The sequence below is a fragment of the Arthrobacter sp. PL16 genome, from assembly GCF_035985055.1.
Taxonomy (GTDB): domain Bacteria; phylum Actinomycetota; class Actinomycetes; order Actinomycetales; family Micrococcaceae; genus Arthrobacter_D; species Arthrobacter_D cheniae.
Genome location: NZ_JAXCIC010000012.1, coordinates 22890 through 45391 on the forward strand (window position 1 = coordinate 22890; position 22502 = coordinate 45391).

Consider the following 22502-nt stretch of genomic DNA (forward strand, 5'->3'; position numbering starts at 1 on the left):
CTGGCGGGCGGCCCGGCGGGCGGGTATGTGGACACGACGTGCCGTGCCGGGCCGGCTCCGTGAAATGATGGGTCAATGGCTGACTCCGCGCTCTCCCGGGTTGAATTCGCTGCTCTGTCCCGAGGGGAGGGAACGTCGCTGACCCTCGGCCCCCTCGACGGCCGGTACCGCGAGGCCGTCGCCCCCCTCATCGATTTCCTCTCGGAAGCCGCGCTCAACCGCGATCGCGTCCACGTCGAGGTCGAATGGCTCATCCACCTCACGCGCCACGCCGTGCTTCCCGGCACCGAGCCGCTGGGCGCGGACCAGGAAGCGGCGTTGCGTTCTGTCGTCACCTCGTTCGACGACGGTTCGGTGGCCGAGCTGGCCGAGATCGAGGCCGTCACTGTTCATGACGTCAAAGCGGTGGAATATTACATCGGCCGGCGACTCGAAGGCATAGGGATCGGGCACCTGAAGCCCCTGGTGCATTTCGGCTGCACCTCCGAGGACATCAACAACCTCTCCTACGCCCTCGGGGTCAAGGGCGCCGTCGTGGATATCTGGCTTCCCGCCGCACGCAGCCTCGTCGCATCCATCGCGGACCTGGCCCGCTCGTCGCGGGACACCCCGATGCTCTCCCGCACGCACGGCCAGCCGGCGACCCCGACCACGCTCGGCAAGGAGATGGCGGTCGTCGCCCACCGGCTGACGCGACAGCTCGACCGCATCGCCGCTACCGAATTCCTCGGCAAGATCAACGGCGCAACGGGCACCTACGCGGCCCACTACGCCTCGGTTCCGCAGGCCGACTGGCAGGACGTCGCCCGGACCTTCGTCGAGGGCCTCGGTCTCACCTGGAATCCGCTGACCACGCAGATCGAATCGCACGATTGGCAGGCGGAGCTGTACTCCGACGTCGCCCGCTTCAACCGTATCCTCCACAATTTCTGCACCGATGTCTGGAGCTACATCTCCATCGGCTATTTCGCCCAGATCCCGGTCGCGGGCGCTACGGGTTCCTCGACGATGCCACACAAAGTCAACCCGATCCGCTTCGAGAACGCGGAGGCGAACCTGGAAATCTCGTCGGCCCTGCTCGACGTCCTGGCGGCGACCCTCGTGACCTCGCGCTGGCAGCGGGACCTGACGGACTCCTCCAGCCAGCGCAACATCGGCGTGGCTCTCGGGCATTCGCTCCTGGCCATCTCCAATGTGGCGAAAGGCCTTGCCCGGCTCGACGTCGCGGAGGACGTGCTCACGGCCGATCTCGACGGCAACTGGGAGGTGCTCGGCGAGGCGGTCCAGATGGTCATGCGAGCCGAAGCGGTCGCCGGCGTCGGTGGCCTCGACGATCCCTACGAGCGGCTGAAGGACCTCACCCGTGGCCAGCGCGTCACTGCCGACCGCATGCGCGAGTTCGTCGGCGGCCTCGGGCTCAGCGAGGAGGCGGAGCAGCGACTCCTCGACCTGACGCCGGCGCGTTATACCGGGATCGCGGCGCAGCTCGTGGACCATCTGGGTTGACCGGGTGCCGGCGCAACGCCGGGCAGCAGTCACGCTCCACGTGCCGCACCGGAAAGGCGCCATGCCACAAACACCCGCACCACCCCCGCTGATCAAGGCCGGCCGAACGTCCCTGCATGTCATGAGCTTCAACATCCGGTACGACCGTCCCGCCACCCAGCCCGGTGACGTCGACTACTGGCCCGGCAGGATCGCTCCCCTGCAGGACCTGCTGCGTCGGGAGCTCCCGGCGGTCCTGGGCGTGCAGGAGGCGCTCCACCACCAGCTCGCTGTCATCGAGGCGGCATTGCCGCCCAGATACAGCAGGATCGGAGCCGGCAGGGAGGGTGGCAGCAGAGGCGAGTACTCGGCGATTTTCTACGATGCGCGCCGTCTGCAGCTCATCGAATGGGACCAGTTCTGGCTCTCCGACACCCCGAAGCTCATCGGCTCGTCCACCTGGGGCAACGGCGTGACCCGGATCGTCACCTGGGGGCGCTTCCGGGATGTCGTCATGGATCGGGAGATCCTGCTCGTCAACACCCACTTCGACCACGAGTCGGACAACGCGCGGATCCGCAGTGCAGGGGCCGTCCTCGACCTCGTCCGGTTCTTCCGGCCGAGACTCCCCACGATCGTCATGGGGGACTTCAACTCCGACGCCGGGGCCTCCGCCCACCGCAGCTTCGTCGGCTCGGGCGTCCTCGTCGACGCCTGGCTCAGGGCGGAAGAGCACCTCACCCCCGACCACGGGACCTACCCGCGCTACGCACGGCCGGTCGACGGCGGGCGCCGGATCGACTGGATCCTCACGACACCGGACGTCCTGGTACGCCAGGCCGCCGTCAACACGTCGACGCTCGATGGCCGCTATGCCAGCGACCACGCACCGGTCCAGGTCCTCGTCGACATCCCGCGCAGGCATTCCGGTGCCGAGAACCCCGTTCCGCCCCGCTAGCGGTACTTCCCGGAGCAGCTACAGCTAGCACTTCGCGAAGCCGCGCGAGCCGGCAGTGCTCCCTTGACGACGCCTTCCTGGCGGCAGGACGCTGGACGGGTGGAGTGGTTGACCGAGGTCCTGTCGGCGGAGGACTACGAGGTGGGCCGGCAGATCCTGCAGCGCGGGGTGGCAGCCGTATACCTCGTCGCGTTCATCTCGGCCGTGAACCAGTTCCCTGCGCTTCTGGGTGAGAAGGGCCTGATGCCCGTTCCTGTGTTCCTCGAATATGCCGGGCGACAGGCGGGTCCCTCCCTGTTCCATCGCGGCTACACCGACCGACTGCTGCGCATCGTCGCGTGGAGCGGCGCGGGGATCGCCGCCCTGCTGGTCATCGGGGTGCCGCAGGCCGGGCCGCCCTGGGTGCCCCTCGTAGCGTTCCTCGCCATCTGGTGGCTCTACACCTCGATCGTGAATGTGGGTCAGACCTTCTACGGCTTCGGGTGGGAAAGCCTGCTGCTCGAAGCCGGGTTCATCGTCGCATTCCTCGGGTCAGGTGATGTCGCGCCGCCCTTCCTCGTCCTCCTGATGGTTCGCTGGCTCGTCTTCCGCCTCGAATTCGGCGCGGGCATGATCAAGATGCGCGGCGACCGTTCATGGCGGGACCTCACGGCGCTCTACTACCACCACGAGACCCAGCCGATGCCCAACCCGGCCAGCAGGTTCTTCCACCTCCTACCGAAACCGATGCACCGCCTCGAGGTCGCCGGTAACCATGTGACACAGCTGGCCGTGCCGTTCCTTCTCTTCGCTCCCCAACCGGTCGCGGGATTCGCGGCGCTGGTCATGATCGTGACGCAGGGCTGGCTGGTGCTGTCCGGCAATTTCGCCTGGCTCAACACCCTGACGATCATCCTGGCCTTCGCCGCCGTCCCCGATTCCTTCTACGAGGCAGTTCTTCCCACCCTCGAGCTGTCCGGCTCCTACGAGCCGACGCCCCTGTGGTTCACGATCGTCGTCGCGCTCGCGATGCTGCTCCTCGCCTACCTGAGCTGGCCGTCACTCCTGAACCTGTTCGCCCGGCGGCAGTTGATGAACGCGAGCTTCAACCGGTGGCATCTCGGCAATGCCTATGGTGCGTTCGGCAGCGTCACGAAGGTGCGGTACGAGGTGATCGTGGAGGGGACGCTCGACGACGTCGGACCGGGCGCGCGGTGGCGTGAATACGAGTTCAAGGGCAAGCCGGGCGATCCGTCCAGGATGCCCCGCCAGTTCGCGCCCTACCATCTGCGGTTGGACTGGATGATGTGGTTCCTCGCCCTCGGATCCGAGCGGGGCTGGTTCACGCCGTTCCTGGTCAAGCTCCTGCAGGCCGACCCGCTGATCCTGAAACTCCTGCGCCATGACCCCTTCGACGGTGCACGGCCGCGCTACGTCAGGGCGAGGATCTTCATCTACCGGTTCTCGACGAGAGCCGAGAAGCGGGCCGCCGGCCTGTGGTGGATCCGCGAACCGCAGGGTTTCCTCGTTCATCCGGCATCACTGCGTGCGGAGGTTCCCTGACTGCTCTTCCCAGGAGACTCCGCCGCCGCCGAGCAGGATGAGGCGTTTCTCCTTGGCGTCCCACCGGCGCACGATTCCCGCGCCCAGCCGTTCCGGCGGCCGCTCGCGGAGGAGCTCCAGGGCGGTCGCGAGCTGCCCGGAGGTGAGCCCATGCCCGAGGGTGACGTGCGGGGTCCACGCGCCGCGGAGTGTCGTGGGAACGGACTCGGGGACACCCTCGAGGGCGAACCAGATGCGCCGGTGCAGGTTGGTGAGGGCGGTATCGGCCACGACCTGACGGGCAAGGACGAACTTCCGGCGAGTGGGGAAGACGAGGAAACCCGCCGTCACCAGCTGCAGCGGTGGGCCGTCCGCGGCAGCAGCGAGGTCGTCGTCGTACCTGCCGTCGATGCGGGTGGCCGCGGCCAGGGTGATGTGCGGGGCATTGCTGAAGGACTGGTGCCTCGACTGGTTCGGCAGCCCCTCGGCCTCGAGCGCCGCCCAGTCCTCGAGCAGGACCAGGTCCGACGACGGGTCCAGCAGGAGTTCGACGCTATCGGCCATGCCGTGCGCACCTTCCTGCCGGTCCCGTCACTCCTCGTCCTGCTCGCCTTGTCCGCCCGGTCAGCGCGGCAGCCCGATCACCGCGGCGGACCCAGTCAGCGCGGCGGCCGTCGGAAGTCGCCGACACCCGTCGATCCATCCCTCTCGGTTCGCCCTGTGCGCGGATTGCGCTGGGGCCGCTGATAGGACAGCTCACCGCCGTTGCGTCCGCCGAAAGGCCTGCCGTGATCCGCATACTCCTCGCGGAAGAATGCCAGGGCCCACGCGCCCAGCTGGACACGCGCGCCGGTGCGGAGGACGGACTCCTCCCTGCCGTTGACGCTGCCCGTGATGACTCCGTGAGGCACCAGCACGTACTCGTCGTCCTCGGTGTGGACGACCTCCGCGTGGAGGTGATCGAGACCGACGAGCTGAAGCATCGCGTCCGCTCCGCTGCCGATCGTGGTGCACTCACCCACCAGCTCGAACTCACGCGGCACCTGTCCGTTCCAGGACTCGGAATTCTGCACGAAGATCAGCCGCGGGCGACCGCCGCCGGGCAGGTAGTGCGTCGTCGTGATGGTCCGCTTGATCCGTCGGTTGACGGTCGGCACCAGTGGGAACGGTGTGGAGGGAGGAAGGAGCGATGGGGAGTCGCCCTTCTCCAGGGCACGCCGACCGATTCCGAGCAGCGGTGCGAGAGTCCCCGGCGAACCGAGCCGGATGTGCGGAGAACGCGTGATCAGCCGCTGGGCGAGGGAGGAGCGCACGGCTCCGATGCTGACCAGGAGTCCCTTGGGTCCGCTGACGGACACCGCCAGACCGCGGTCCGCCAACGCCTTCGCGATGGTTCGCACCTGCCCGATGCCGGGCAGGTTGTTGCCGCGGAAAGACGCAGGATCATCCACGAAGACATCCACGGTGCTGCCCGCGGCCTTCACCGTGCCGGACAGGCGCGCCTCCGGCTTGCCGTCGACCGCCGGCTCCCCCAGCGAGAAGTCGATATCTATATCGAGCCTGAGTGTAGAGGCCATCGTGTTGTGGCGAATCAGCTCGCGTGCGGGCCGGAACCGCCGACGGCGTTGTCACTCGTCGTGATCCGCAGGGTGCCGTCGAACTTCCACGTCGCCCTGGGCGCGTCCGGGCCGATATCGCGCGGGACCTCGATGGTCATGTCCTGCAGCGTGTAGTTGATGGCTGCGCCACGGCCGGTCAGGTAGGACCACATCTCTTCGGCGAGGTCGGTCCAATCGCGGATGGTGTGGGATTCGCCGGGGCCAACGCTCGAGGTGTTTTCAGTCATGTCGATTCCTTCGTCGGTGATCTAACAATGACAGACGTCCTCTAACTCCGTCTGACCTGGTGTGCCCACCCTAGCGGAGGGCCGGTCCGACCGGAACCCGCCCGCCTCAGGGGCAGGTTCCGGTCACGCGACTACCACTTCGGGTGCACGGTGGCCCTGAAGTGGCGGTCGTAGATGGCGGTGACGGCGTCGCTGATCCCGGCAGCGGCATCCGTGAAGCCGGCCGCGGCGGCGTTTGCCCTGGCCTGCTCCGGGGTGCGCGCTCCAGGGATGACCGTGCTGACGCCGTCCTGCGCGACGATCCACGCGAGCGCGGCCTGTGCCGTGGTGGTCCCTTCGGGGACCAGCTCGACGAACTCACGGGCCGCCTGGAGCCCGGTCTCGTAGTCGACCCCTGAGAACGTCTCACCCACGTCGAAGGCTGCACCGTTCCGGTTGTAGTTGCGGTGATCGTTCTCGGCGAATGCCGTGTCACTGGTGTACTTCCCGGACAGGAGGCCGGAAGCAAGGGGGACGCGCGCGATGATCCCGATACCGGCGGCCTTCGCTGCCGGCAGGACGTCGTCGAGCGGCTTGAGGCGGAACGCATTGAGGATGATCTGGACGCTGGCGGTGTTGCCGCGGCTGATGGCGGCGAGCGCCTCGTCGGTCCGCTCCACGCTCACCCCGTAATTCCTGATGACGCCGTCGCTCACGAGGGTGTCCAGGGCGTCGTACACCTCGTCGGAGCTGTAGACGGAGGTCGGCGGACAGTGCAGCTGCACGAGATCGAGGGTGTCGACGCCGAGGTTCGTGCGCGAGCGGTCGATCCACTGCCGGAAGTTGGCGAGCGTGTAGTTCTCGGGGATCTGGTCGACCCGACGGCCCATCTTCGTGCCCACGAAGATGTCGAGATCCGGGTTGTCCTTCAGGAAGGCACCGATCGTCGATTCGCTCCTGCCGTCGCCGTAGACGTCCGCCGTGTCGAAGAAGGTCACGCCTGCTTCGACGGCCGCGTCCAGGACGGCGACGGCGTCCTTGTCCTCGACCTCTCCCCAATCGGCGCCGAGCTGCCAGGTGCCCAGTCCGATGACGGAGACGGGGTGACCGGTTGTTCCAAGGGTTCTCTTTTCCATGCTTTCGACTATAGGCCGGGCAGGGTGGCCTCGGTCGCCGTCTTCTCCGCCGCCATCCGCCGCTCGGCCGGTGATCCCTGCTCCGCGGTCGAGCGTTCCTCGAGCGGCGCCCGAGCCTGGGTGGGCGTGCGCACCTCGCCCGGCCCACCCGACGTCGAGCCCCTGCCCGGGATCCACTGCGCAGCCTCTCGGCGCAGTGCGGTTCGCCGCTCGGCGTCCATGCGGTCGAGAAGGACGACGCTCATCCGGGACCTCGGATTGCGGGCGAACAGCTCGCGGTGGTCGCCTACGAACTCCCAGTAGAGCGCGTCCCAGCTGAACCGCCACGGCCCGTCCCCGAAGTCGCTCATCTTCCTGATGTAGTTGCTGCCGCTGACATAGGGCTTGGTGGTGATCATGGTTCCCGCGGCGTACTGGCTCATGGCGTAGACGTTGGGCACCATGACCCAGTCGTACGCGTCGATGAACATCTCCATGAACCACTCGTAGACGGCGTCCGGTTTCGCCCGCATCAGCAGGGCCGCGTTGCCGAGGATCATGAGGCGCTCTATGTGGTGCGCGTAGGCGGTGTCGAGTATCCGGGTGACGACGGAATCCACCGGCTCCAGGCCCGTGTCACCGGTCCACCAGCGCTGATCCAGGTCCGCGGTGAACCCGAGCGTGTTGCCGGTCCGCATCTCCCGACCGCGCAGCACGTAGGACGCACGAATGTACTCCCTCCAGCCGATGACTTGGCGGATGAATCCCTCCACACTGGCGATCGGCGTCCCGTGCCGATCCGCGAAGTCGAGCGCGAGGTCGACCACCTCCACGGGGCTGAGGAGACCTGTGTTCATGCTGGAGCTCAGCGCCGAGTGGAAGAGGTAGGTCTGCCCCACGGCAATCGAGTCCTCATAGGGGCCGAAGAGCTCGAAACGCTCGACGAGGAACGCCTCGAGTGCGTCGAACGCCTGAGCGTGAGTCACGGGCCAGTTGAAGGATCCGGCGTTGCCGGGGTTGTCCGGAAAGGCGGACACCACCCAGGCGATGGCGTCCTCCACCTCCGGCAGTCGCTCGAACTCGGGGAGGTCCGGGAGATCGATCCTCTTGGGCAGCTTCTTGCGGTTCTCGGTGTCGAAGCTCCACTTTCCGCCCTCGGGCGAGCCGTCGGACCCGACCATGATCCCGAGCCGCTTGCGCTGCCACTCGTAGAAGGTCTGCATCCTCCAGTTGTGCGAGGAGAAGTAGGTGGCGAGGACGTCCCGGGCAGTGAGGAACTGGGGTGTCTCCAGCAAGTGGGCCTCGACGCCAGCGTCGGCCAGCGTGCGGGTGAGCCGCCGCTCGAGCCAGTCGTCGACGACGTCGTAGTAGGTCACGAGCGTTGCATCGCATTCCGTGAGTGCGGCGTGGAGGCGCTCCTGACTCGGTGTATCCGCCGACGTTTCCACATAGCGCACGCTGTAGCCCGCCGCCTCCACCCGCCGGGCGAAAATGGTCATGGCTGCACGGTGCAGGACGAGCTTCTGCTGGTGGAACCGGAGGCTGCGGAACAGGAGGTCGTCCTCGAGGAACACGAAGTGCGTGTCGGAAGGGGCCTCGAGGTGCTCTTCGAACAGCTGGTGCGGCAGGACGAGTCGGACGTGCACGGAGGTTGCCTTCCTGAAGGAGACGGTCGTCCATCGTCACCCTAGCGCCAGCGCCGGCAGGCATCCGGACGCTTGACTGTAAGCATGCTTAGTGGTTCGGTGGATCCACCGACCGGCTCCTGAAGGGACCACCATGAGATCGCTCTGGCTCGACACAGCACCGGCCATTCCCTCGGATCCGCTGCAGGAGAATTCCAGGTTCGACTCCGTGGTGGTCGGCGCAGGCCTGACGGGGCTCACGACCGCGTTGCTCCTGGCCCGGGCGGGTCATCGGGTGGCGATCCTCGAAGCCAGGACCACCGGAGCGGTCACCACCGGCAACACGACGGCAAAACTGTCCATTCTCCAGGGCACCAGCATCTCGACCATCCTCAAACATCACGACGCCGAACTGGCACGGGCTTACGTGACCGGCAACCGCGAGGGCCAGAGCTGGCTCCTGCGCTTCTGCAACGAGCACGGGATCGCCTACGAGACACGGGACGCGATCGACTACGCAACCACCGACACGGGCGCCCGCAAGCTGGTCTCCGAGCACGAGGCCTGCACCGAAGCAGGACTCGACACCGAACTCGGCACCGCGGCTTCCCTTCCGTTTCCCGTGAGGAAGACACTCCGCCTGCGGGACCAGGCGCAGTTCCATCCGCTGGAGGTGCTGGCCGGGCTGGCTGCGGAGTTCAAGCGTCACGGCGGGGTGCTCGTCGAAGGCGTCCGGGTCGAGGGGGTCGCCAGGACCGGGGCCGAGGGCGTGGAGTTGAAGACGAGCGCGGGGGCGGTGACGGCGTCGAACGTCGTGCTCGCGACCGGCATCCCCATCCTCGACCGCGGCGGGTACTTCGCCGTGCTGCAGCCCATGCGCTCCTACTGCGTGGCGCTGACGGTCGAGGATGACGTCCCCGAGGACATGTACCTCAGTGCGGATTCCCCTACCCGCTCACTACGGACGGCGACGGTGGACGGCACCAAGTACCTGATCGTCGGCGGCAACGGGCACAAGGTTGGCCACAGCTCCAACACGCAGGCCAGAGTGGACGACCTGATCCGCTGGGCGCAGGAATACTTCCCGACGGCGAGGCCGGCCTACACCTGGTCCGCCCAGGACTACACGCCCGCCGCAGCCGTGCCCTACGTGGGCAAGGTACCGGCCGGAGGCGGCCATATCTACGCTGCCACCGGCTACAACAAGTGGGGCATGACCAACGCCGTGGCCGCCTCCCTCGCCCTGGCAGGTGAGATCCTCGGTGGCAACATGCCCTGGGCGGAGACGCTCTATCGCACCAAGATCAGCCCGGCCGACGCCCTGCAGACAACGCAGGCGAATGCCTCGGTGGGCATGAACATGGTGAGCGGCTGGTTGTCGGGCCTTTCCAGGAGCAGCGCTTCTGCTCCCGGGGAAGGCGAGGGGCATGTCATCCGCGAGGGAGCGCGACCTATCGGCGTCTGCACGGTCGACGGCGTTCAGCATCGCGTCTCGGCCGTCTGCCCTCACCTCCGGGGGATCCTCTCCTGGAATGATGCGGAACGGTCGTGGGACTGCCCGCTCCACGGCTCCCGTTTCACGGCGAGCGGGAAACTGCTCGAGGGACCGTCGACGTCGGACCTGTCGGATACGCGAAGGTAGACCGGGACAGGCGCTGCTCGGATCGGAACGTTCCGAGCCGACACCCGCGGAGGGCGACCCCTGGACGCCCCCGAGGGTGCTTCAGGAACGGCCCCTCCGCACCCTGCCGAACAACTCGGCGAGCGGAGCAACGTGGCGGCTGGCCAGGATCAAGAGGGCGCCGAAGCCTGTGCACGTGGCTGCGATGAGGAGGACGTACAGGAGCACCGACGCGTAGCCGGACGCCGGATCGAGGAAAGGATAGGGCACCCATCCGTCCGTCGCCCCCCGGACGAGGACGACGACCACCCACACCAGGGGGTAGATGAGGATCAGCCGGAGCACGCGATAGGACAATCGACGGCGGTCAGCGGTCACGAGCCAGTCCAGGACGGCATAGATCGGGAAGGCCACGTGCATCACCCAGTTGGACCAAGCGAGGTCGACACCGCCTGGAAGTCCGGCGAGCAGCAGGTTGTAGACGACGCCGACGACGAACATGTAGGTGGTGACAGCCGCTCGGACCGGGACGACCCACTCGGGTTCGGCAACTGATCGGAGGTGCAGCACGGCCACGATGAGCAGCACTGCCGCGGCCAGGAGGTTGCACTGGATGGTGAAGAAGCCGAAGAAATTGAATGGGTTGACGGCGGTGCGGGAGGCTGTGTCGAGGAAGGTCGACAGGACCGCCAGCAACACCACCGCTGCCACGGTGACTCGAACGACCGCCCTGGTCGGAGGGTTCTGCAGACGGAGGACACCCGGGTTCGTGCCCGAGCGGATTGCTGCGGTCACGGCCGGGCGTCCCTCGACGACATCTCCCGCAGGAGGTCCCGCATCTCCGTGAGGAGCGCGATGTCCATGGGCGTGGGCTCCTCCTCGGGCTCATGCGGGGCGGCGAGGGAGCGCAACCGTGCGTTGGCACGGTTCATCGGCACCACGAAGAGGAAGTAGACGACGGCGGCTGTGATCAGGAAGGTGACGACGGCCGTGATGACGGCGCCGACGTCGACGAAGGTTGCGTCATTGCCCGGACGGACGAGGAAGCCGAATCCGGCCGCGTCGATACCGCCTGCCGAGGCGATCACCGGGTCGATGATGTTTGCGGTGAATGCCCCGACGAGAGCCGTGAACGCGCTGCCGATGACGACGGCGATCGCCAGTTCGATCACGTTGCCGCGCAGAATGAAGTCCCGAAAACCCTTGATCATGCGCTCGTCCCCTGTGGTCGATGTCCTGCCGAAGTGATTGCGGGACCAACTCTAGTGACGTGGGCAAGCACCCGACCGGTCGCGGGCAGGGAGCCGGTCTTCAGATGCTGGTGATCCTGCCCCGGCCCGCGACGATCAGGTCGACGATGTCCAGCAGGTCATCGATTTCCCGGCTGCTCGTCCGTCCCGAGCCCGCCGATGCGAAGAATGCCGCGTCGTAGTAGAGGCCGTCCCCCAGCAGCTTGACCGCGCGCGCGGTGGTGCGGTCCCCCAGCTGGGCCTCGAGGGCGTCGAGCCAGCGTTCCTGGATCTCGGCCAGGGAGCCTTTTGCCGTCGGGTGCCCCTGCTGGGCGAGGCGTGCCATCGACACGAGTGCACGATCAAGGGCGCTGTCCTCGAACACGGAGGTCCGCACGTAGTAGCGAGCCGCTCCGTCGGGGGCCTTCGTCATGGCGTCGCGGTCCCTGTCAGCGAGCCCGCGGAGGCGTTCGGCCAGTCCCTCCACGAGGGCTTCCTTCGAGGGGAAGTGATAAAGGAGGCCGCCCTTGGAGACGTCGGCCGCCGCTGCGACGGCTTCCATGGTGGCGGCTCTCTCGCCGTCTCGGATCAGCGCGTTTTCGAAGCTGTCGAGGATGCGCTCGCGGGAACTTGACACTCCCTGATGATACCCGTCACTTTTGTTGTACTGTACCGGCTGGACGGTATACCTTTGGGAGATGACCACTACACCGTCCCCCTCCGCACGTATGTCCGGGGTGAACCCGCGTGCCATGCAGTCCTCTCCCGTCCTTCCCGTTCCGCCTGCAGGCCGCCGCGCGTGGTTCGCCCTCGCCGTGCTGATGCTGCCGGTGCTGCTGGTCTCGGTGGACAACACTGTCCTGAGCTTCGCGTTGCCGGAGATCTCCCGACACTTCTCCACCAGCGGCACCATGCTGCTGTGGATCGTGGACAGCTATCCGCTGGTTCTGGCGGGCCTGCTCGTCGCCATGGGTAGCTTCGGGGACCGCTTCGGCCGCCGTCGCATGCTCATGATCGGTGCCGCAGGTTTCGCCGTGTTCTCTGTCGCCGCCGCCTTCGCCCCCACTGCGGGCTTCCTGTTGGCCTCCCGCGTCGGCCTGGGTGTCTTCGGTGCGATGCTCATGCCGTCGACCCTCTCGCTCATCCGCAACATCTTCACCGACCGCCACCAGCGTCGGATCGCCATCGCCGTGTGGGCCGCGGGCTTCTCCGCCGGCGCTGCGCTCGGTCCCCTGCTCGGCGGCATCCTCCTCGAGCATTTCTGGTGGGGCTCCGTCTTTCTCCTCGCCGTTCCCGTGCTCGTGCTGATGCTCGCGCTGACGCCCGCCGTCGTACCCGAGTCCAGGGATGCCAATCCCGGTCGCGTGGACTACGCGGGCATCGTCCTGTCCGTCGCGACCATGCTTCCGGTCGTCTACGCCATCAAGAACCTCGCGAAAGGCGGGCCCCTGCTGGTGTCCGTGACGGCGGCGTTCATCGGCATCGCTGCGGGCACGGCATTCGTGGTGCGTCAGCTCCGGCGGCACGATCCCATGCTGGATGTGCGCCTGTTCAGGGTGCGGGCCTTCTCCGGCGCCGTCCTGGTGAACCTGCTGGCGATCTTCTCGCTCGTGGGCTTCCTGTTCTTCGTCGCACAACACCTGCAACTGGTGCTCGGCTACACCCCGCTCGACGCCGGACTCGTGCTCCTGCCGGGACTCCTCGTCACGATCATCGCGGGCCTCGCCGTCGTGCCCCTCGCACGCAGGCTGCCGCCGCACGTCGTCGTCTCGGTGGCGCTGCTGTTCTCCGCCGTGGCCTATGCGATGATCGCGCTGCTCGGGGAGGGTGGGTCTGCAGGATTCCTGATGATCGCCTTCGTCATCCTCGGCATCGGCGTCGGCGCCTCGGAGACCGTCTCCAACGACCTCATTCTCTCAACCGTTCCTGCAGCGAAAGCGGGCGCCGCCTCCGCGGTCTCGGAGACTGCCTACGAGGTGGGCTCCGTCCTCGGGACCGCCGTCCTCGGGAGCATCCTCCTCGCGTCCTACCAGCGGAACCTGATACTCCCCGCAGGGCTCAGTTCCGCGCAGGCCGAATCGGCCACCGAGACGCTCGGCGGCGCCGTCGAGGTGGCGTCCCAGCTCGGTGCCGGCAGTGCGTCGCTCCTCCGGGACTCCGCGTTCCACGCCTTCGACAGTGGAGTGACGGTCACCGCCGGCATTGCGGCCCTGCTGATGGTCGGGGCCTCGGTCCTCGCCGCCTGGAGCCTGCGCGGCATGGCCGCAGTCGCACCCTCCCGGACGCACGGCACGTCCGCAGGTGTCTCCCGATAAGGAGGAACGGACCGTCGGCTCCGGCCCCCCACGACATCCACCACGTCCCGGACCAGCGCCTCGTCCGTCTCGTCGTGGATGTCGTCGTGCCCCTCGTCGGCGGAGCCGACGGACACCCTCTTCCGGAACGCCTGACGTATCAACCGTCCGCTCCGGCCCTCGACGAGGGCCCTCCGGGCCGGAGATCTTCGGCGTTCAACCGGTCACCGGTACCGCCGGGCGTTGGTGGCTTCCGGCGCGAAGACTCCGACCTGCAGACCGACGACAGGAGCATGCCAGCCCGATACCGGCGGGGTCTGCCCGGTCAACTGCACCCTGAGCCACCCGCTGAAGTCGCCTGTAGCGCGGGTACACTCGACCACCTCCGACAGCGCGCAACCCCCTGTTCGAGGCACCTGGATCTTCGTGCCGTCCAGGAACGAGACGACCACCTTGACCCTTGCATCGGTCCGGCCTTCCCGCTCGGCGTAATCGGCCTCGTGCTGGAGAGCGGTCATCGCATGATCGAACACGACGGTTCCGCGATCGAAGGACGGATGCGACGGTCGTGCGACGGAGTGGAACGACACCCTGTGCAGCGGATGCACGTCGGAGACGATGGTCACTGCGCCTGCCTGGGCCTTGATGTGCAGCCACACCAGGTCGTCGGGAACCCCGTTGAGCTCGGCCAGTACAGGGCGCACACCGCAGGCATCCCAGATCGATCCGATCCGGTAGTGGAGCGCAGGAACTTTCGGACAGGTCACTGCGAACCCGTCCTCAGCCGCTTCGACACGAACCTTGAAGACCAGCACGTCCTACCGCCTACGGGGCGCGAACGACGCCCGTAAGGGTCAAGATAAGCCTGTGCGGGGAGATTGGCCAGTGCCTCCTCGCAATGACATTCCGCTTGAAGTATCCGAGGAATTCACGGGCCGGCAGGATCGGTTGATTACGGTGGTGGCAATCAACACAATGTCTCCATGTTCAACTCCGTGAAGGTCTCCGCGCAGTTCTCCATGTCGCTCGATGGATTCATTGCCCGGGCCGACGACAGTGTCGGGCCGCTTTTCGACTGGTACGAGGCCGGAGACATTACTACGTGGATGCCAGGACTCGCTCAACCGTTTCATTTGAGCGGACCGGACGCCGCGTACTGGAATTCGCTGCCGCGTGAGGGTGCATTCGTGACGGGGCGGCGATTGTTCGATGTCACGCACGGTTGGGGCGGACACCCTCCGAACGAATCACCCACCGTGGTGCTCACGCACCGTGGGCCACCACCGGACTGGCCGCCGGCGCGGCGGGACGGAGCCCCTGCGCCGTTCGAGTTCGTCGCCAATCTGGACACCGCGCTCACTCGCGCCGCCCGACTGGCAGATGGCGGAGAGATCGGCATCGCGGGACCCGAGGTCGTACAGCAGTGCCTGCGACGAGGATTCGTCGACGAGCTCCGGGTTGACTTGATTCCCGTGCTCCTAGGCGAAGGCATCCGCTGGTTCGACGGCCTCGTTGAAGAGATACTGCTCGACGATCCCGTGGTCGTGCCCGGCACTCGTGTCACCCATCTCATCTACAGAGTCCGATGATGGAACACCGGGTCGACGTGGTACCCGCGACTGACGCCGAGCTCACGAGCGCGATCAGTTTCTACCCCAGCTGCAGGCCCACGGTCACACTGAACCGCAATGAGGCACGCCAGGCGGTGGAACGTCCGTGGCCCTCCGCGACATCGTGAAGGCGAGCCATGAGGGGACAAGCCGCGGGGCCGGAGCCGCGGCGCTGGTGGCCGAGATGGCCTAGCAAGGGACCACGAGGATGCCGATGGAGTGAGGCTCGATGCGAACCAGATCTGCATCCAGGGCCCCTCCGGGATTCCCACCGCCCACGCGCACAGCGAACACCGGACCACCCCGACGGGCTGCGTTGCCGGATCGGGGACAATGGAGACGTGGCCCTGTTAACCGAATCCCCCGTCCTCGACGCCGATGCCGTCCGCCGCGAGGCCGGACGACGTCGCACCTTCGCCGTCATCTCGCATCCCGACGCCGGCAAGTCCACGCTGACGGAGGCTCTCGCGCTACTCGCCAGCGCCATCCAGAACGCCGGCGTCACGCACGGCAAGTCGAGCCGCCACGCGACGGTGTCCGACTGGATGGGCATAGAGCAGGACCGCGGCATCTCCATCAGCTCGGCCGCACTGCAACTGACCTACCGCGACACCATCCTCAACGTCGTGGACACCCCCGGCCACGCGGACTTCTCCGAGGACACCTACCGCGTCCTCGCCGCCGTCGACTCCGCCGTCATGCTCATCGACGCCGCCAAGGGTTTCGAACCGCAGACCGTGAAGCTGCTGGCCGTATGCAAGGCGCGGAACATCCCGATCATCACGGTGATCAACAAGTGGGACCGCCCGGGCCTCGACGCCCTCGGCCTGATCGACGACGTCGGCGAGCGCACGGGCATGACGCCGGTTCCGCTCACCTGGCCCGCCGGTATTGCCGGGGACTTCAAGGGGCTGCTCGATCTCCGGGCGGAACGTGCCATTGCGCTCGAGGCCGTCGAGGCCGGCGCACAGGCTGCCGACGAGACGGACGTCGACATCGATGCCCTCGACCCGCGCGACGCCGGTGCGTGGCTCGAGGCCCGCGAAGAATCAGGACTCGTCGAGGCCTCCAACGGATCCTTCGACCGCGAAGAGTTCGAGGCCGCCCGCCAGACGCCCGTTCTTTTCGCTGCCGCCGCGAAGAACTTCGGTGTCTCGCAACTCCTCGACATCCTCGTCGACGTAGCCCCCTCCCCGTCGCCGAGGCCGTCCAAGGAAGACGAGCCGAGGCCGATCGAGGCGCCGCTGTCCGGTTTCGTCTTCAAGGTCCAGGCCGGCCAGGACAGCGCACACCGAGACCACATCGCCTACCTCCGCATCTGCTCCGGTACGTTCGAGCGCGGCATGGTCATCACCAACCAGCGCACCGGGAAGCCCTTCGCCACCAAGTACGCGCACCGCGTCCTCGGGCGCAGCCGCGAAGTGGTGGACACCGCCTGGCCGGGCGACGTCGTCGGGCTGGTCAACGCAACGAGCCTCCGCGTGGGAGACAGCCTCTTCGCCGAACAGCCCGTGCAGTTTCCGGACATCCCCCGCTTCTCCCCCGAGCTGTTCGCCGTCGCGCGAGCGAAGGACCCGGGCCGATACAAGCAGTTCCGGCGCGGCATCGAGCAGCTCGAGCACGAAGGCGTGGTGCAGGTGCTGCGCTCCGACCTTCGTGGTGACCAGGCGCCCGTCCTCGCTGCCGTCGGGGCCCTGCAGTTCGAGGTGGCCGCGGAGCGCCTCGGCACCGAGTTCAATGCTCCGACGTCGCTGGATCATTTGTCCTACTCGCTGGCCATGCGTGTGTCCCCCGAGAGCCAGGGCGTCCCCGAGACCTTCCGCGGCGGCGAGATCATGTTCCGTTCCGACGGCGAGATCGTGGCCGTCTTCGGGGACAAGTGGAAGGTGGGGCACTTCAAGAAGGACTACCCCGACGTCGTCCTCGAGGCGATCGGCGCCGCCGTCGACCAGTAGCACCGCCATGCTCCGAGTCGCGGACGTCGCTAGTAGATGCCCGACGCTCCGCCTCCGCTGAAGCCCCCGCCTCCGTTGATGGACGATCCGGACGAGCCCCCTGTGGTACCTCCTGAGTACAGAGCCGGGTTGGCCGCGTACAGGGGAAGCCATACCACCGGATTGGACACGGCATCGTCACCCCGCTTGCGATAGCGGTATTTCCGGTAGGCCTCCCGCTGCTCATCGGTCAGTCGGAAATCCGGGTAGGCCTTCTCCGCGGTCCGCAGTTCCTCGTCCGCCGCTCGACGCCGGCGCCGCGAGTCCGCCACGATCCACCAGGTGAGTGCGCCAATCACCAGGACACTGCCCGCGAGCACCGCAGCGAGGAGCCCGATGTTGAAGGGCTCCTTTACCGGCTCGCCACCCTCTGCGTAGAGGTACACCTGGTCCACTGCGTCGGTCAGCCCACGCGCGTACTCCTCGTCGGCGAAGGCGGGCTCCAGGACGTCGTCGATGATGCTCTCGGCGTCGTCGTCCGACAGGGCGTCCCGCACCCCGACCGCCGTCTCGATCCGGAGTTCGCGCTCGGCTGTATCGGCGACGATCAGCACCCCGTTGTCGGCACCCTGGTCGCCGACGCCCCACGCGGTAGCCACTGATCGTGCGTAATCCTCGATCGAGCCGCCCGCGCCGTCGACCGTGAGTACTGCGACCCGCGCTGCATCCGTAGCGCTGTTCCGCTCCACGATGAGGGCATTGAGGGATTGCTCTTCGCCGGAGGTCAGGACATCGGCGGCGTCGACGAGGCTGCCCTGCCCGGGAGGTTCAGGCGTTGCCGCCGTCCCACTGCCGCCGCAGGCGGTCAGGACGAGCACCACCGCGGCAGTGGCTCCGGTGATTCGCGCGACGTCCATCATGCGCTTCATTGCATGCCCCCTGATCAGGCGCAGCAGCCGGGGAATCGCTGTGCGCTTCCGGTGGTGGACCATCCGCCGTCGGTGTCATTGTAGGCGGCACTCCTGCAATGCCCCAGGGGCCAAGGGCCCCAGCCCGATCCACCTTCGCCGCTCCTAGCTGTTCCGGCCCCTCGCCGCAACGGCCCAGGTGCCCTGCTCCACGCCGTCCCGCACCACGTGCACCCGGTCCACGAGGTTGATGGTCAGGCAGACGTGGTTGGGGACGACGCGCAGGCGTGAACCCAGCGGTGGGAGGGACGCGTTCAGTGGCCATTCGACCGTCGCGTGGTGTTCGGACAGCGCCACGATACGGGCGTCCGGGTGGTCGAGGAGCCGACCGTAGCCGGTGGCCCATGCTGCACGGTCGCTGCCCAGCACCTTACTGCCGGCGTCGACGATGAAGCGGCCCGGAGTTCCGGGCGGACCGATCCGGTGGCTGACGACCGTACTCTCGACGGTCAGGGCGATGTCCTCCGGGCGGCAGTGCCCGAGCTCCCACTGCTGGGCGTCCCCGAACACGTACACACCAGGTCGCAGTTCGGTCAGGATGCCTCCGGCGGCCAGGCCCGCAGAGGGTGTGGATCCGCCGCTGACGTCGAGTCCACGGAAACCGGCGTCCCGGAAGGACGCCTTGGCCGTGAAAAGAGCCTGCTGCTCATCGGCGACCGCCGGGGCGGCGGCATCGGGCCCGTAGCTGTGGCCCGGGAAAGTGAACATCCCCGTGACCCGCGCTCCGGCCGATTCTGCGGCCTTCGCCACGTCCACGGCGTCCTCGGGCCGCACGCCGCTGCGATGGTGGCCGCAATCCAGCTCCACCCGCACCGGGACGCGCCGGGCATCGGCCCCCAGGCTACGGACCAGCTGCCGTGCGCCCTCGGCGGAATCGATACCGACCGTCACCCGTGCCCGGTCGGCGAGCGCCAGCAACCGGGCGGCGGCGCGCTGGTCGACCCAGAGTGGATAGCCGATGAAGATGTCCCCGATCCTGGCGTCGACGAAGGCCTCGGCCTCGCCGATGGTGGCGACCGTCAGTCCCACGGCGCCGGCAGCGACCTGTAAGTGCGCTATCTCGGGGATCTTGTGCGTCTTGGCGTGGGGACGCAAGGCAAGTCCCCGCTGACGGGCGGATCTCGCCATTGCGGTGATGTTGCGCTCGAGCAGGGCTGCATCGATCACGACGGCAGGGGTCGAGGCGTCGTCGAGGAGAGGAGCCACGGCGCGGCTCAGGCGTCGAAGTGCGTCTCGGGGAGTTGCTGTCCGATCGACGCGACCACCGTGGCGGCGATCTCCCCCAGCTTCATGTTGCGCCCGCTGGACGCCGCCTTGAGGATGGTCATCGCGGTGTCGTGGCTACAGCGGTTCTGGCCCATGATGATGCCCGCGGCGACGTCGATGGTGGTGCGCGAGCTCATCGCCTCTTTGAGCTGCGCCCCGGTGTCGGACAGGTGCGCGACGCGCACCGCCATCCTCAACGACTGGGACGCCTCCCGCGCGAGCTCACCGGCCGCGGCGATCATGGCCTCGTCGAAGGCCTTGGGCTGGGGCGAGTACAGATTCAGCCCGGCTGCGGCAAGACCGTCGAGCGGGATCGGTACACCCAGGGCCGACCTCAGCCCGTGGTCGGCAATAGCTTTCGGATAGTCCCCGAAACGCGACTCTTCGGTGAAGTCGGCGACGACGTAGATCTGGCCCTCGCGGGCGGCACGGAGGCAGGGGCCGTCGTCGAACTGGTATTGGACCTCGTCCATGCGTTGCGCATGCTCGCTGCTGCTGGCAACCGTGGCCTTGGACCGGGGTCGAAGGAGGACGATGCCGCACAGCATCTGGATACCCTCGGAGGACAGCGCATCTGCTGCGAGTTTGGCCAGGTTGTCCAGGAACTGGTGGATGTCGGAACTCTCCAGCACCATGTCCTGGAGCATCCTCGGCAGGCTCACCTCGCCAAGGATCTGATCGTTCGTCACGACGGTCCGCCTTTCACTTGCTACACGGTCGCCTGCATGCCACCACGTGCTGCCACGTTACCGGGCAGGTACCCCTCCGCGAAATATGCGGACCGGGTTCGTCGTCGGGTATCGGGAGCGGACAAGGACCGTCGAGCGACGAGACTTGTCGATCCCCGCGCCCCGTCGGCACCGCCGAGGCGGAACTAGGAGGCGCGTCCCGGCGGCGTGATTCCGCCCGAGCAGGCGGCACCCGGTTCGCGGGTCTGCTCCCCCTGGATGTACTTGTCGAGGAAGGTCGCGAGCCGCGCATCGTCCGCGGAATCGATTTTCAGCTGCACGCCCCAGGCGCTGGCCGCGATCGGCGTATCCAGATCGGGATAGGGGCTCAGCAGGACATAGGAGCGCGTGCCGACCAGGTCCGTCAGCCTGTCGATCTCGGCCTGGTCCAGGTCGGGGTTGTAGGTGATCCAGACGGCTCCGTGCTCCATGGAGTGGACGGAGTTCACGTCGGGGACCGGCTCTGTATAAACGCCGCAGTTGGTCCAGACCGGACTGTGGTCACCGCCGACGGGAGGCGCCTGGTCGTACTCGACCGCACCCTCGACGTGATTGAAGGTGACGTCCGGGTATTCCTGGATGTCCGCGATCGGCTTGGAAGCTGCAGCCTCCCGGGTCTGGTTCACCTGGATCTGATTCACGATCACCAGGGTCACAGCGATGATGACGGCAAGGATGACGGCACCGATGCCACCGAAGATCAGGGCGTTGCGCTTCCGCTCACCGGCCCGCTGTTCAGCCTGGATGGCAGCCAGGCGCGCCTGGCGGTCCTGGTTCTCCTGTGATCGCTTCTTGTTCAACGGTCGTCCTTCAGTGCTGGGGAGTTGCGGCGTTGGCCGCGGATCGGATGGCGCCGGTTCCAATGTACCGGCGGTGCGTGCCAGTCCTTCAACCGGCCCGCGGGGGGAGGCCGGATCGACGGGACTAGAGGTCCTCGAGCAGGCTGCGCATCAGCGTGATCTCGGCTTGCTGGCCGGATTGAATCTTGGTGGCGAGGGTCCGGACCTGCTCCGTGTCCGCGAGCTCGACCCCGGCCTCCGCCATCTCCACTCCTGCCTCGTGGTGGTTGATCATGAGCTCGAGGTACAGCCTCTCGGCGTCCTCACCGCGGGCGGAGCGCAACTCATCGAGTTGCACCCCGGTCGCCATGCCCGGCATGAGCCCCTCGGACGTGAGCATGGATCCTGCATCGGCGCCGGCTCCCATGGCCATGCCTCCGTGGTCACCGGAACCACCGGCCATCCACTCCATGCGCGGCTGCGAGCTGCTCTGGTCCAATGTCCATTCCTCGAGCCAGGCGTACATCTGCCCGGCCTGCTGCTGCTGCGTGAGTGCGATGTCGTAGGCGATGGTGCGGAGTGTCTCGTCGGTGACGTTGTCCCGCACGATCATGGACATCTCGACGGCCTGGTTGTGGTGCACCTGCATGTCACGGGCGAATCCCGCGTCGGCGCTCGTGGTATTCGGGTACGAAGGGCCGGCGGAGACGCGCCCTGCGGAGAAGGCCAAGGCGAACAGCGCGAGGACCGCGATCCCCGAGAGGATCAGGAGAACGCGCTTCTGCCAGGTCGGCAGCGAGAGGGTCATGAAGGTCCTTGGATTGGTTGAGTGCCGGTTAGCCAACGTACGGCATCCCGCTGGGTGTTCCCGCAATGCCGGCCGGACCCAGCCGGGAATGATTCCTCGCGCCGTTGCGTTATACCCCCCAAGGGTATGATCGATCGGTGAGCGAGGAGTAAATTCATGACGACAGGGACACCTGTGGAGGAAACGGTGCCGTACGGCTACACGGCGGACAAGGATGCCTACCTCAAGCGGTTACGCCGGGTCGAAGGACAGGTTCGCGGTATTGCCCGCATGGTCGAGGAGGACAAGTACTGCATCGACATCCTCACGCAGGTCGCGGCGGTCAACAAAGCCCTGCACGCCGTCTCCATGGGGCTGCTCGAGGAGCACATCGCGCACTGCGTGGTCGGAGCTGCGCAGGAGGCCCAGGCCTCCGGCAAGAACGAGGCCGTGCAGGACAAGGTCCAGGAAGCGACGGCGGCCATCGGCCGCCTGCTCCGCTGAACACATCGAATCACTGAGGGAGAACATCATGACCACCACCACGATTAACATCACCGGTATGACCTGCAGCCACTGCGTAAGCGCTGTCACGAACGAGCTCTCGGACCTCCCCGGCGTCGAGACCGTCGACGTCGATCTCGTGAACGGCGGCAACTCCACCGCCACTATCTCCTTCTCGGTGCCACTGGACGTCGCTTCGATCGACGAAGCCGTCGCCGAAGCGGGCTACACCGTGGTGCACGACGGCGCCTGA

23 protein-coding genes are annotated in these 22502 nt (G+C 67.1%); 9 read left to right on the forward strand and 14 right to left on the reverse strand.

What is annotated here, in order from left to right:
• The first annotated feature begins 75 nt into the window (after positions 1–75).
• The 3 genes from purB to RCH21_RS16320 all read left to right on the forward strand — a co-directional run bounded on the left by purB (position 76) and on the right by RCH21_RS16320 (position 3985).
• A complete protein-coding gene (purB, locus tag RCH21_RS16310) occupies positions 76–1506 on the forward strand; it encodes an adenylosuccinate lyase (protein WP_120149758.1) in 1431 nt (476 codons plus the stop codon).
• 61 nt (positions 1507–1567) lie between these two features.
• On the forward strand, positions 1568–2443 hold the full coding sequence (locus RCH21_RS16315) for an endonuclease/exonuclease/phosphatase family protein (protein ID WP_326965269.1): 876 nt from the start codon (positions 1568–1570) through the stop codon (positions 2441–2443).
• Positions 2444–2542: 99 nt separating this feature from the next.
• Complete coding sequence (locus tag RCH21_RS16320) at positions 2543–3985, forward strand: lipase maturation factor family protein (protein ID WP_326965270.1); 1443 nt, start codon at positions 2543–2545, stop codon at positions 3983–3985.
• Here the strand turns inward: RCH21_RS16320 and RCH21_RS16325 are convergent.
• From RCH21_RS16325 to RCH21_RS16345, 5 genes are all read right to left on the reverse strand, one after another.
• Positions 3962–4528, reverse strand: coding sequence for a 2'-5' RNA ligase family protein (locus tag RCH21_RS16325; RefSeq protein ID WP_326965271.1), 567 nt, complete (start codon positions 4526–4528; stop codon positions 3962–3964). The genes RCH21_RS16320 and RCH21_RS16325 overlap by 24 nt on opposite strands.
• Positions 4529–4623: 95 nt before the next feature.
• Positions 4624–5541, reverse strand: coding sequence for an FHA domain-containing protein (locus RCH21_RS16330; protein ID WP_326965272.1), 918 nt, complete (start codon positions 5539–5541; stop codon positions 4624–4626).
• Between the two features lie 14 nt (positions 5542–5555).
• Positions 5556–5810, reverse strand: coding sequence for a hypothetical protein (locus tag RCH21_RS16335; protein ID WP_120149763.1), 255 nt, complete (start codon positions 5808–5810; stop codon positions 5556–5558).
• 131 nt (positions 5811–5941) lie between these two features.
• The gene (locus RCH21_RS16340) at positions 5942–6925 is read right to left on the reverse strand and encodes an aldo/keto reductase (protein WP_326965273.1); all 984 of its coding nucleotides are present in this window, start codon (positions 6923–6925) and stop codon (positions 5942–5944) included.
• An 8-nt stretch (positions 6926–6933) separates the two neighbouring features.
• A complete protein-coding gene (locus tag RCH21_RS16345) occupies positions 6934–8550 on the reverse strand; it encodes a cryptochrome/photolyase family protein (protein ID WP_326965274.1) in 1617 nt (538 codons plus the stop codon).
• A 133-nt stretch (positions 8551–8683) separates the two neighbouring features.
• Here RCH21_RS16345 and RCH21_RS16350 point away from each other — a divergent pair, with 133 nt between their 5' ends.
• Positions 8684–10171 (forward strand): FAD-dependent oxidoreductase, encoded by a 1488-nt coding sequence (locus RCH21_RS16350; RefSeq protein ID WP_326965275.1) that lies wholly within the window; start codon positions 8684–8686, stop codon positions 10169–10171.
• A gap of 81 nt (positions 10172–10252) precedes the next feature.
• Here the strand turns inward: RCH21_RS16350 and RCH21_RS16355 are convergent, their stop codons facing one another.
• The 3 genes from RCH21_RS16355 to RCH21_RS16365 form a co-directional block, all read right to left on the reverse strand.
• Positions 10253–10945 carry a Pr6Pr family membrane protein gene (locus RCH21_RS16355; protein ID WP_326965276.1) on the reverse strand — a complete coding sequence of 231 codons (693 nt, stop codon included), beginning with the start codon at positions 10943–10945 and terminating at the stop codon, positions 10253–10255.
• On the reverse strand, positions 10942–11361 hold the full coding sequence (gene mscL / locus RCH21_RS16360) for a large conductance mechanosensitive channel protein MscL (protein WP_326965277.1): 420 nt from the start codon (positions 11359–11361) through the stop codon (positions 10942–10944). The genes RCH21_RS16355 and mscL overlap by 4 nt, the downstream gene beginning before the upstream one ends.
• A gap of 100 nt (positions 11362–11461) precedes the next feature.
• A complete protein-coding gene (locus RCH21_RS16365; protein WP_326965278.1) occupies positions 11462–12016 on the reverse strand; it encodes a TetR/AcrR family transcriptional regulator in 555 nt (184 codons plus the stop codon).
• 115 nt (positions 12017–12131) lie between these two features.
• On the opposite strand from RCH21_RS16365, the gene RCH21_RS16370 reads away from it, so the two are divergent.
• The gene (locus tag RCH21_RS16370; protein WP_326965301.1) at positions 12132–13694 is read left to right on the forward strand and encodes an MFS transporter; all 1563 of its coding nucleotides are present in this window, start codon (positions 12132–12134) and stop codon (positions 13692–13694) included.
• Between the two features lie 203 nt (positions 13695–13897).
• Here RCH21_RS16370 and RCH21_RS16375 read toward each other — a convergent pair whose 3' ends face one another.
• Positions 13898–14440 carry a hypothetical protein gene (locus tag RCH21_RS16375; protein ID WP_326965279.1) on the reverse strand — a complete coding sequence of 181 codons (543 nt, stop codon included), beginning with the start codon at positions 14438–14440 and terminating at the stop codon, positions 13898–13900.
• A gap of 228 nt (positions 14441–14668) precedes the next feature.
• Here RCH21_RS16375 and RCH21_RS16380 point away from each other — a divergent pair, with 228 nt between their 5' ends.
• Complete coding sequence (locus RCH21_RS16380) at positions 14669–15262, forward strand: dihydrofolate reductase family protein (protein WP_326965280.1); 594 nt, start codon at positions 14669–14671, stop codon at positions 15260–15262.
• Positions 15263–15624: 362 nt separating this feature from the next.
• A complete protein-coding gene (locus RCH21_RS16385) occupies positions 15625–17238 on the forward strand; it encodes a peptide chain release factor 3 (RefSeq protein WP_235830773.1) in 1614 nt (537 codons plus the stop codon).
• A 29-nt stretch (positions 17239–17267) separates the two neighbouring features.
• On the opposite strand, the gene RCH21_RS16390 is transcribed toward RCH21_RS16385, so the two are convergent.
• The 5 genes from RCH21_RS16390 to RCH21_RS16410 form a co-directional block, all read right to left on the reverse strand.
• Complete coding sequence (locus tag RCH21_RS16390) at positions 17268–18146, reverse strand: TPM domain-containing protein (RefSeq protein ID WP_326965281.1); 879 nt, start codon at positions 18144–18146, stop codon at positions 17268–17270.
• A 144-nt stretch (positions 18147–18290) separates the two neighbouring features.
• The gene (locus RCH21_RS16395) at positions 18291–19391 is read right to left on the reverse strand and encodes an alanine racemase (RefSeq protein ID WP_326965282.1); all 1101 of its coding nucleotides are present in this window, start codon (positions 19389–19391) and stop codon (positions 18291–18293) included.
• A gap of 8 nt (positions 19392–19399) precedes the next feature.
• Entirely contained in the window at positions 19400–20140 is a 741-nt protein-coding gene (locus tag RCH21_RS16400) for a GAF and ANTAR domain-containing protein (protein WP_326965283.1), read from the reverse strand.
• 185 nt (positions 20141–20325) lie between these two features.
• Complete coding sequence (locus tag RCH21_RS16405) at positions 20326–20979, reverse strand: DUF3105 domain-containing protein (RefSeq protein ID WP_326965284.1); 654 nt, start codon at positions 20977–20979, stop codon at positions 20326–20328.
• A 124-nt stretch (positions 20980–21103) separates the two neighbouring features.
• The gene (locus tag RCH21_RS16410; protein WP_326965285.1) at positions 21104–21766 is read right to left on the reverse strand and encodes a DUF305 domain-containing protein; all 663 of its coding nucleotides are present in this window, start codon (positions 21764–21766) and stop codon (positions 21104–21106) included.
• A gap of 156 nt (positions 21767–21922) precedes the next feature.
• Between RCH21_RS16410 and RCH21_RS16415 the strand changes: the two genes are divergently transcribed.
• Positions 21923–22249, forward strand: coding sequence for a metal-sensitive transcriptional regulator (locus RCH21_RS16415; protein WP_326965286.1), 327 nt, complete (start codon positions 21923–21925; stop codon positions 22247–22249).
• Between the two features lie 28 nt (positions 22250–22277).
• Entirely contained in the window at positions 22278–22502 is a 225-nt protein-coding gene (locus RCH21_RS16420) for a heavy-metal-associated domain-containing protein (RefSeq protein WP_326965287.1), read from the forward strand.

Coding starts and splice junctions, on each gene's coding strand:
- purB (WP_120149758.1), top strand. CDS start 76: ATGGCTGACTCCGCGCTCTCCCGGGTTGAATTCGCTGCTCTGTCCCGA.
- RCH21_RS16315 (WP_326965269.1), top strand. CDS start 1,568: ATGCCACAAACACCCGCACCACCCCCGCTGATCAAGGCCGGCCGAACG.
- RCH21_RS16325 (WP_326965271.1), bottom strand. CDS start 4,528: ATGGCCGATAGCGTCGAACTCCTGCTGGACCCGTCGTCGGACCTGGTC.
- RCH21_RS16330 (WP_326965272.1), bottom strand. CDS start 5,541: ATGGCCTCTACACTCAGGCTCGATATAGATATCGACTTCTCGCTGGGG.
- RCH21_RS16335 (WP_120149763.1), bottom strand. CDS start 5,810: ATGACTGAAAACACCTCGAGCGTTGGCCCCGGCGAATCCCACACCATC.
- RCH21_RS16340 (WP_326965273.1), bottom strand. CDS start 6,925: ATGGAAAAGAGAACCCTTGGAACAACCGGTCACCCCGTCTCCGTCATC.
- RCH21_RS16350 (WP_326965275.1), top strand. CDS start 8,684: ATGAGATCGCTCTGGCTCGACACAGCACCGGCCATTCCCTCGGATCCG.
- mscL (WP_326965277.1), bottom strand. CDS start 11,361: ATGATCAAGGGTTTTCGGGACTTCATTCTGCGCGGCAACGTGATCGAA.
- RCH21_RS16370 (WP_326965301.1), top strand. CDS start 12,132: ATGCAGTCCTCTCCCGTCCTTCCCGTTCCGCCTGCAGGCCGCCGCGCG.
- RCH21_RS16390 (WP_326965281.1), bottom strand. CDS start 18,146: ATGAAGCGCATGATGGACGTCGCGCGAATCACCGGAGCCACTGCCGCG.
- RCH21_RS16410 (WP_326965285.1), bottom strand. CDS start 21,766: ATGACCCTCTCGCTGCCGACCTGGCAGAAGCGCGTTCTCCTGATCCTC.
- RCH21_RS16415 (WP_326965286.1), top strand. CDS start 21,923: ATGACGACAGGGACACCTGTGGAGGAAACGGTGCCGTACGGCTACACG.
- RCH21_RS16420 (WP_326965287.1), top strand. CDS start 22,278: ATGACCACCACCACGATTAACATCACCGGTATGACCTGCAGCCACTGC.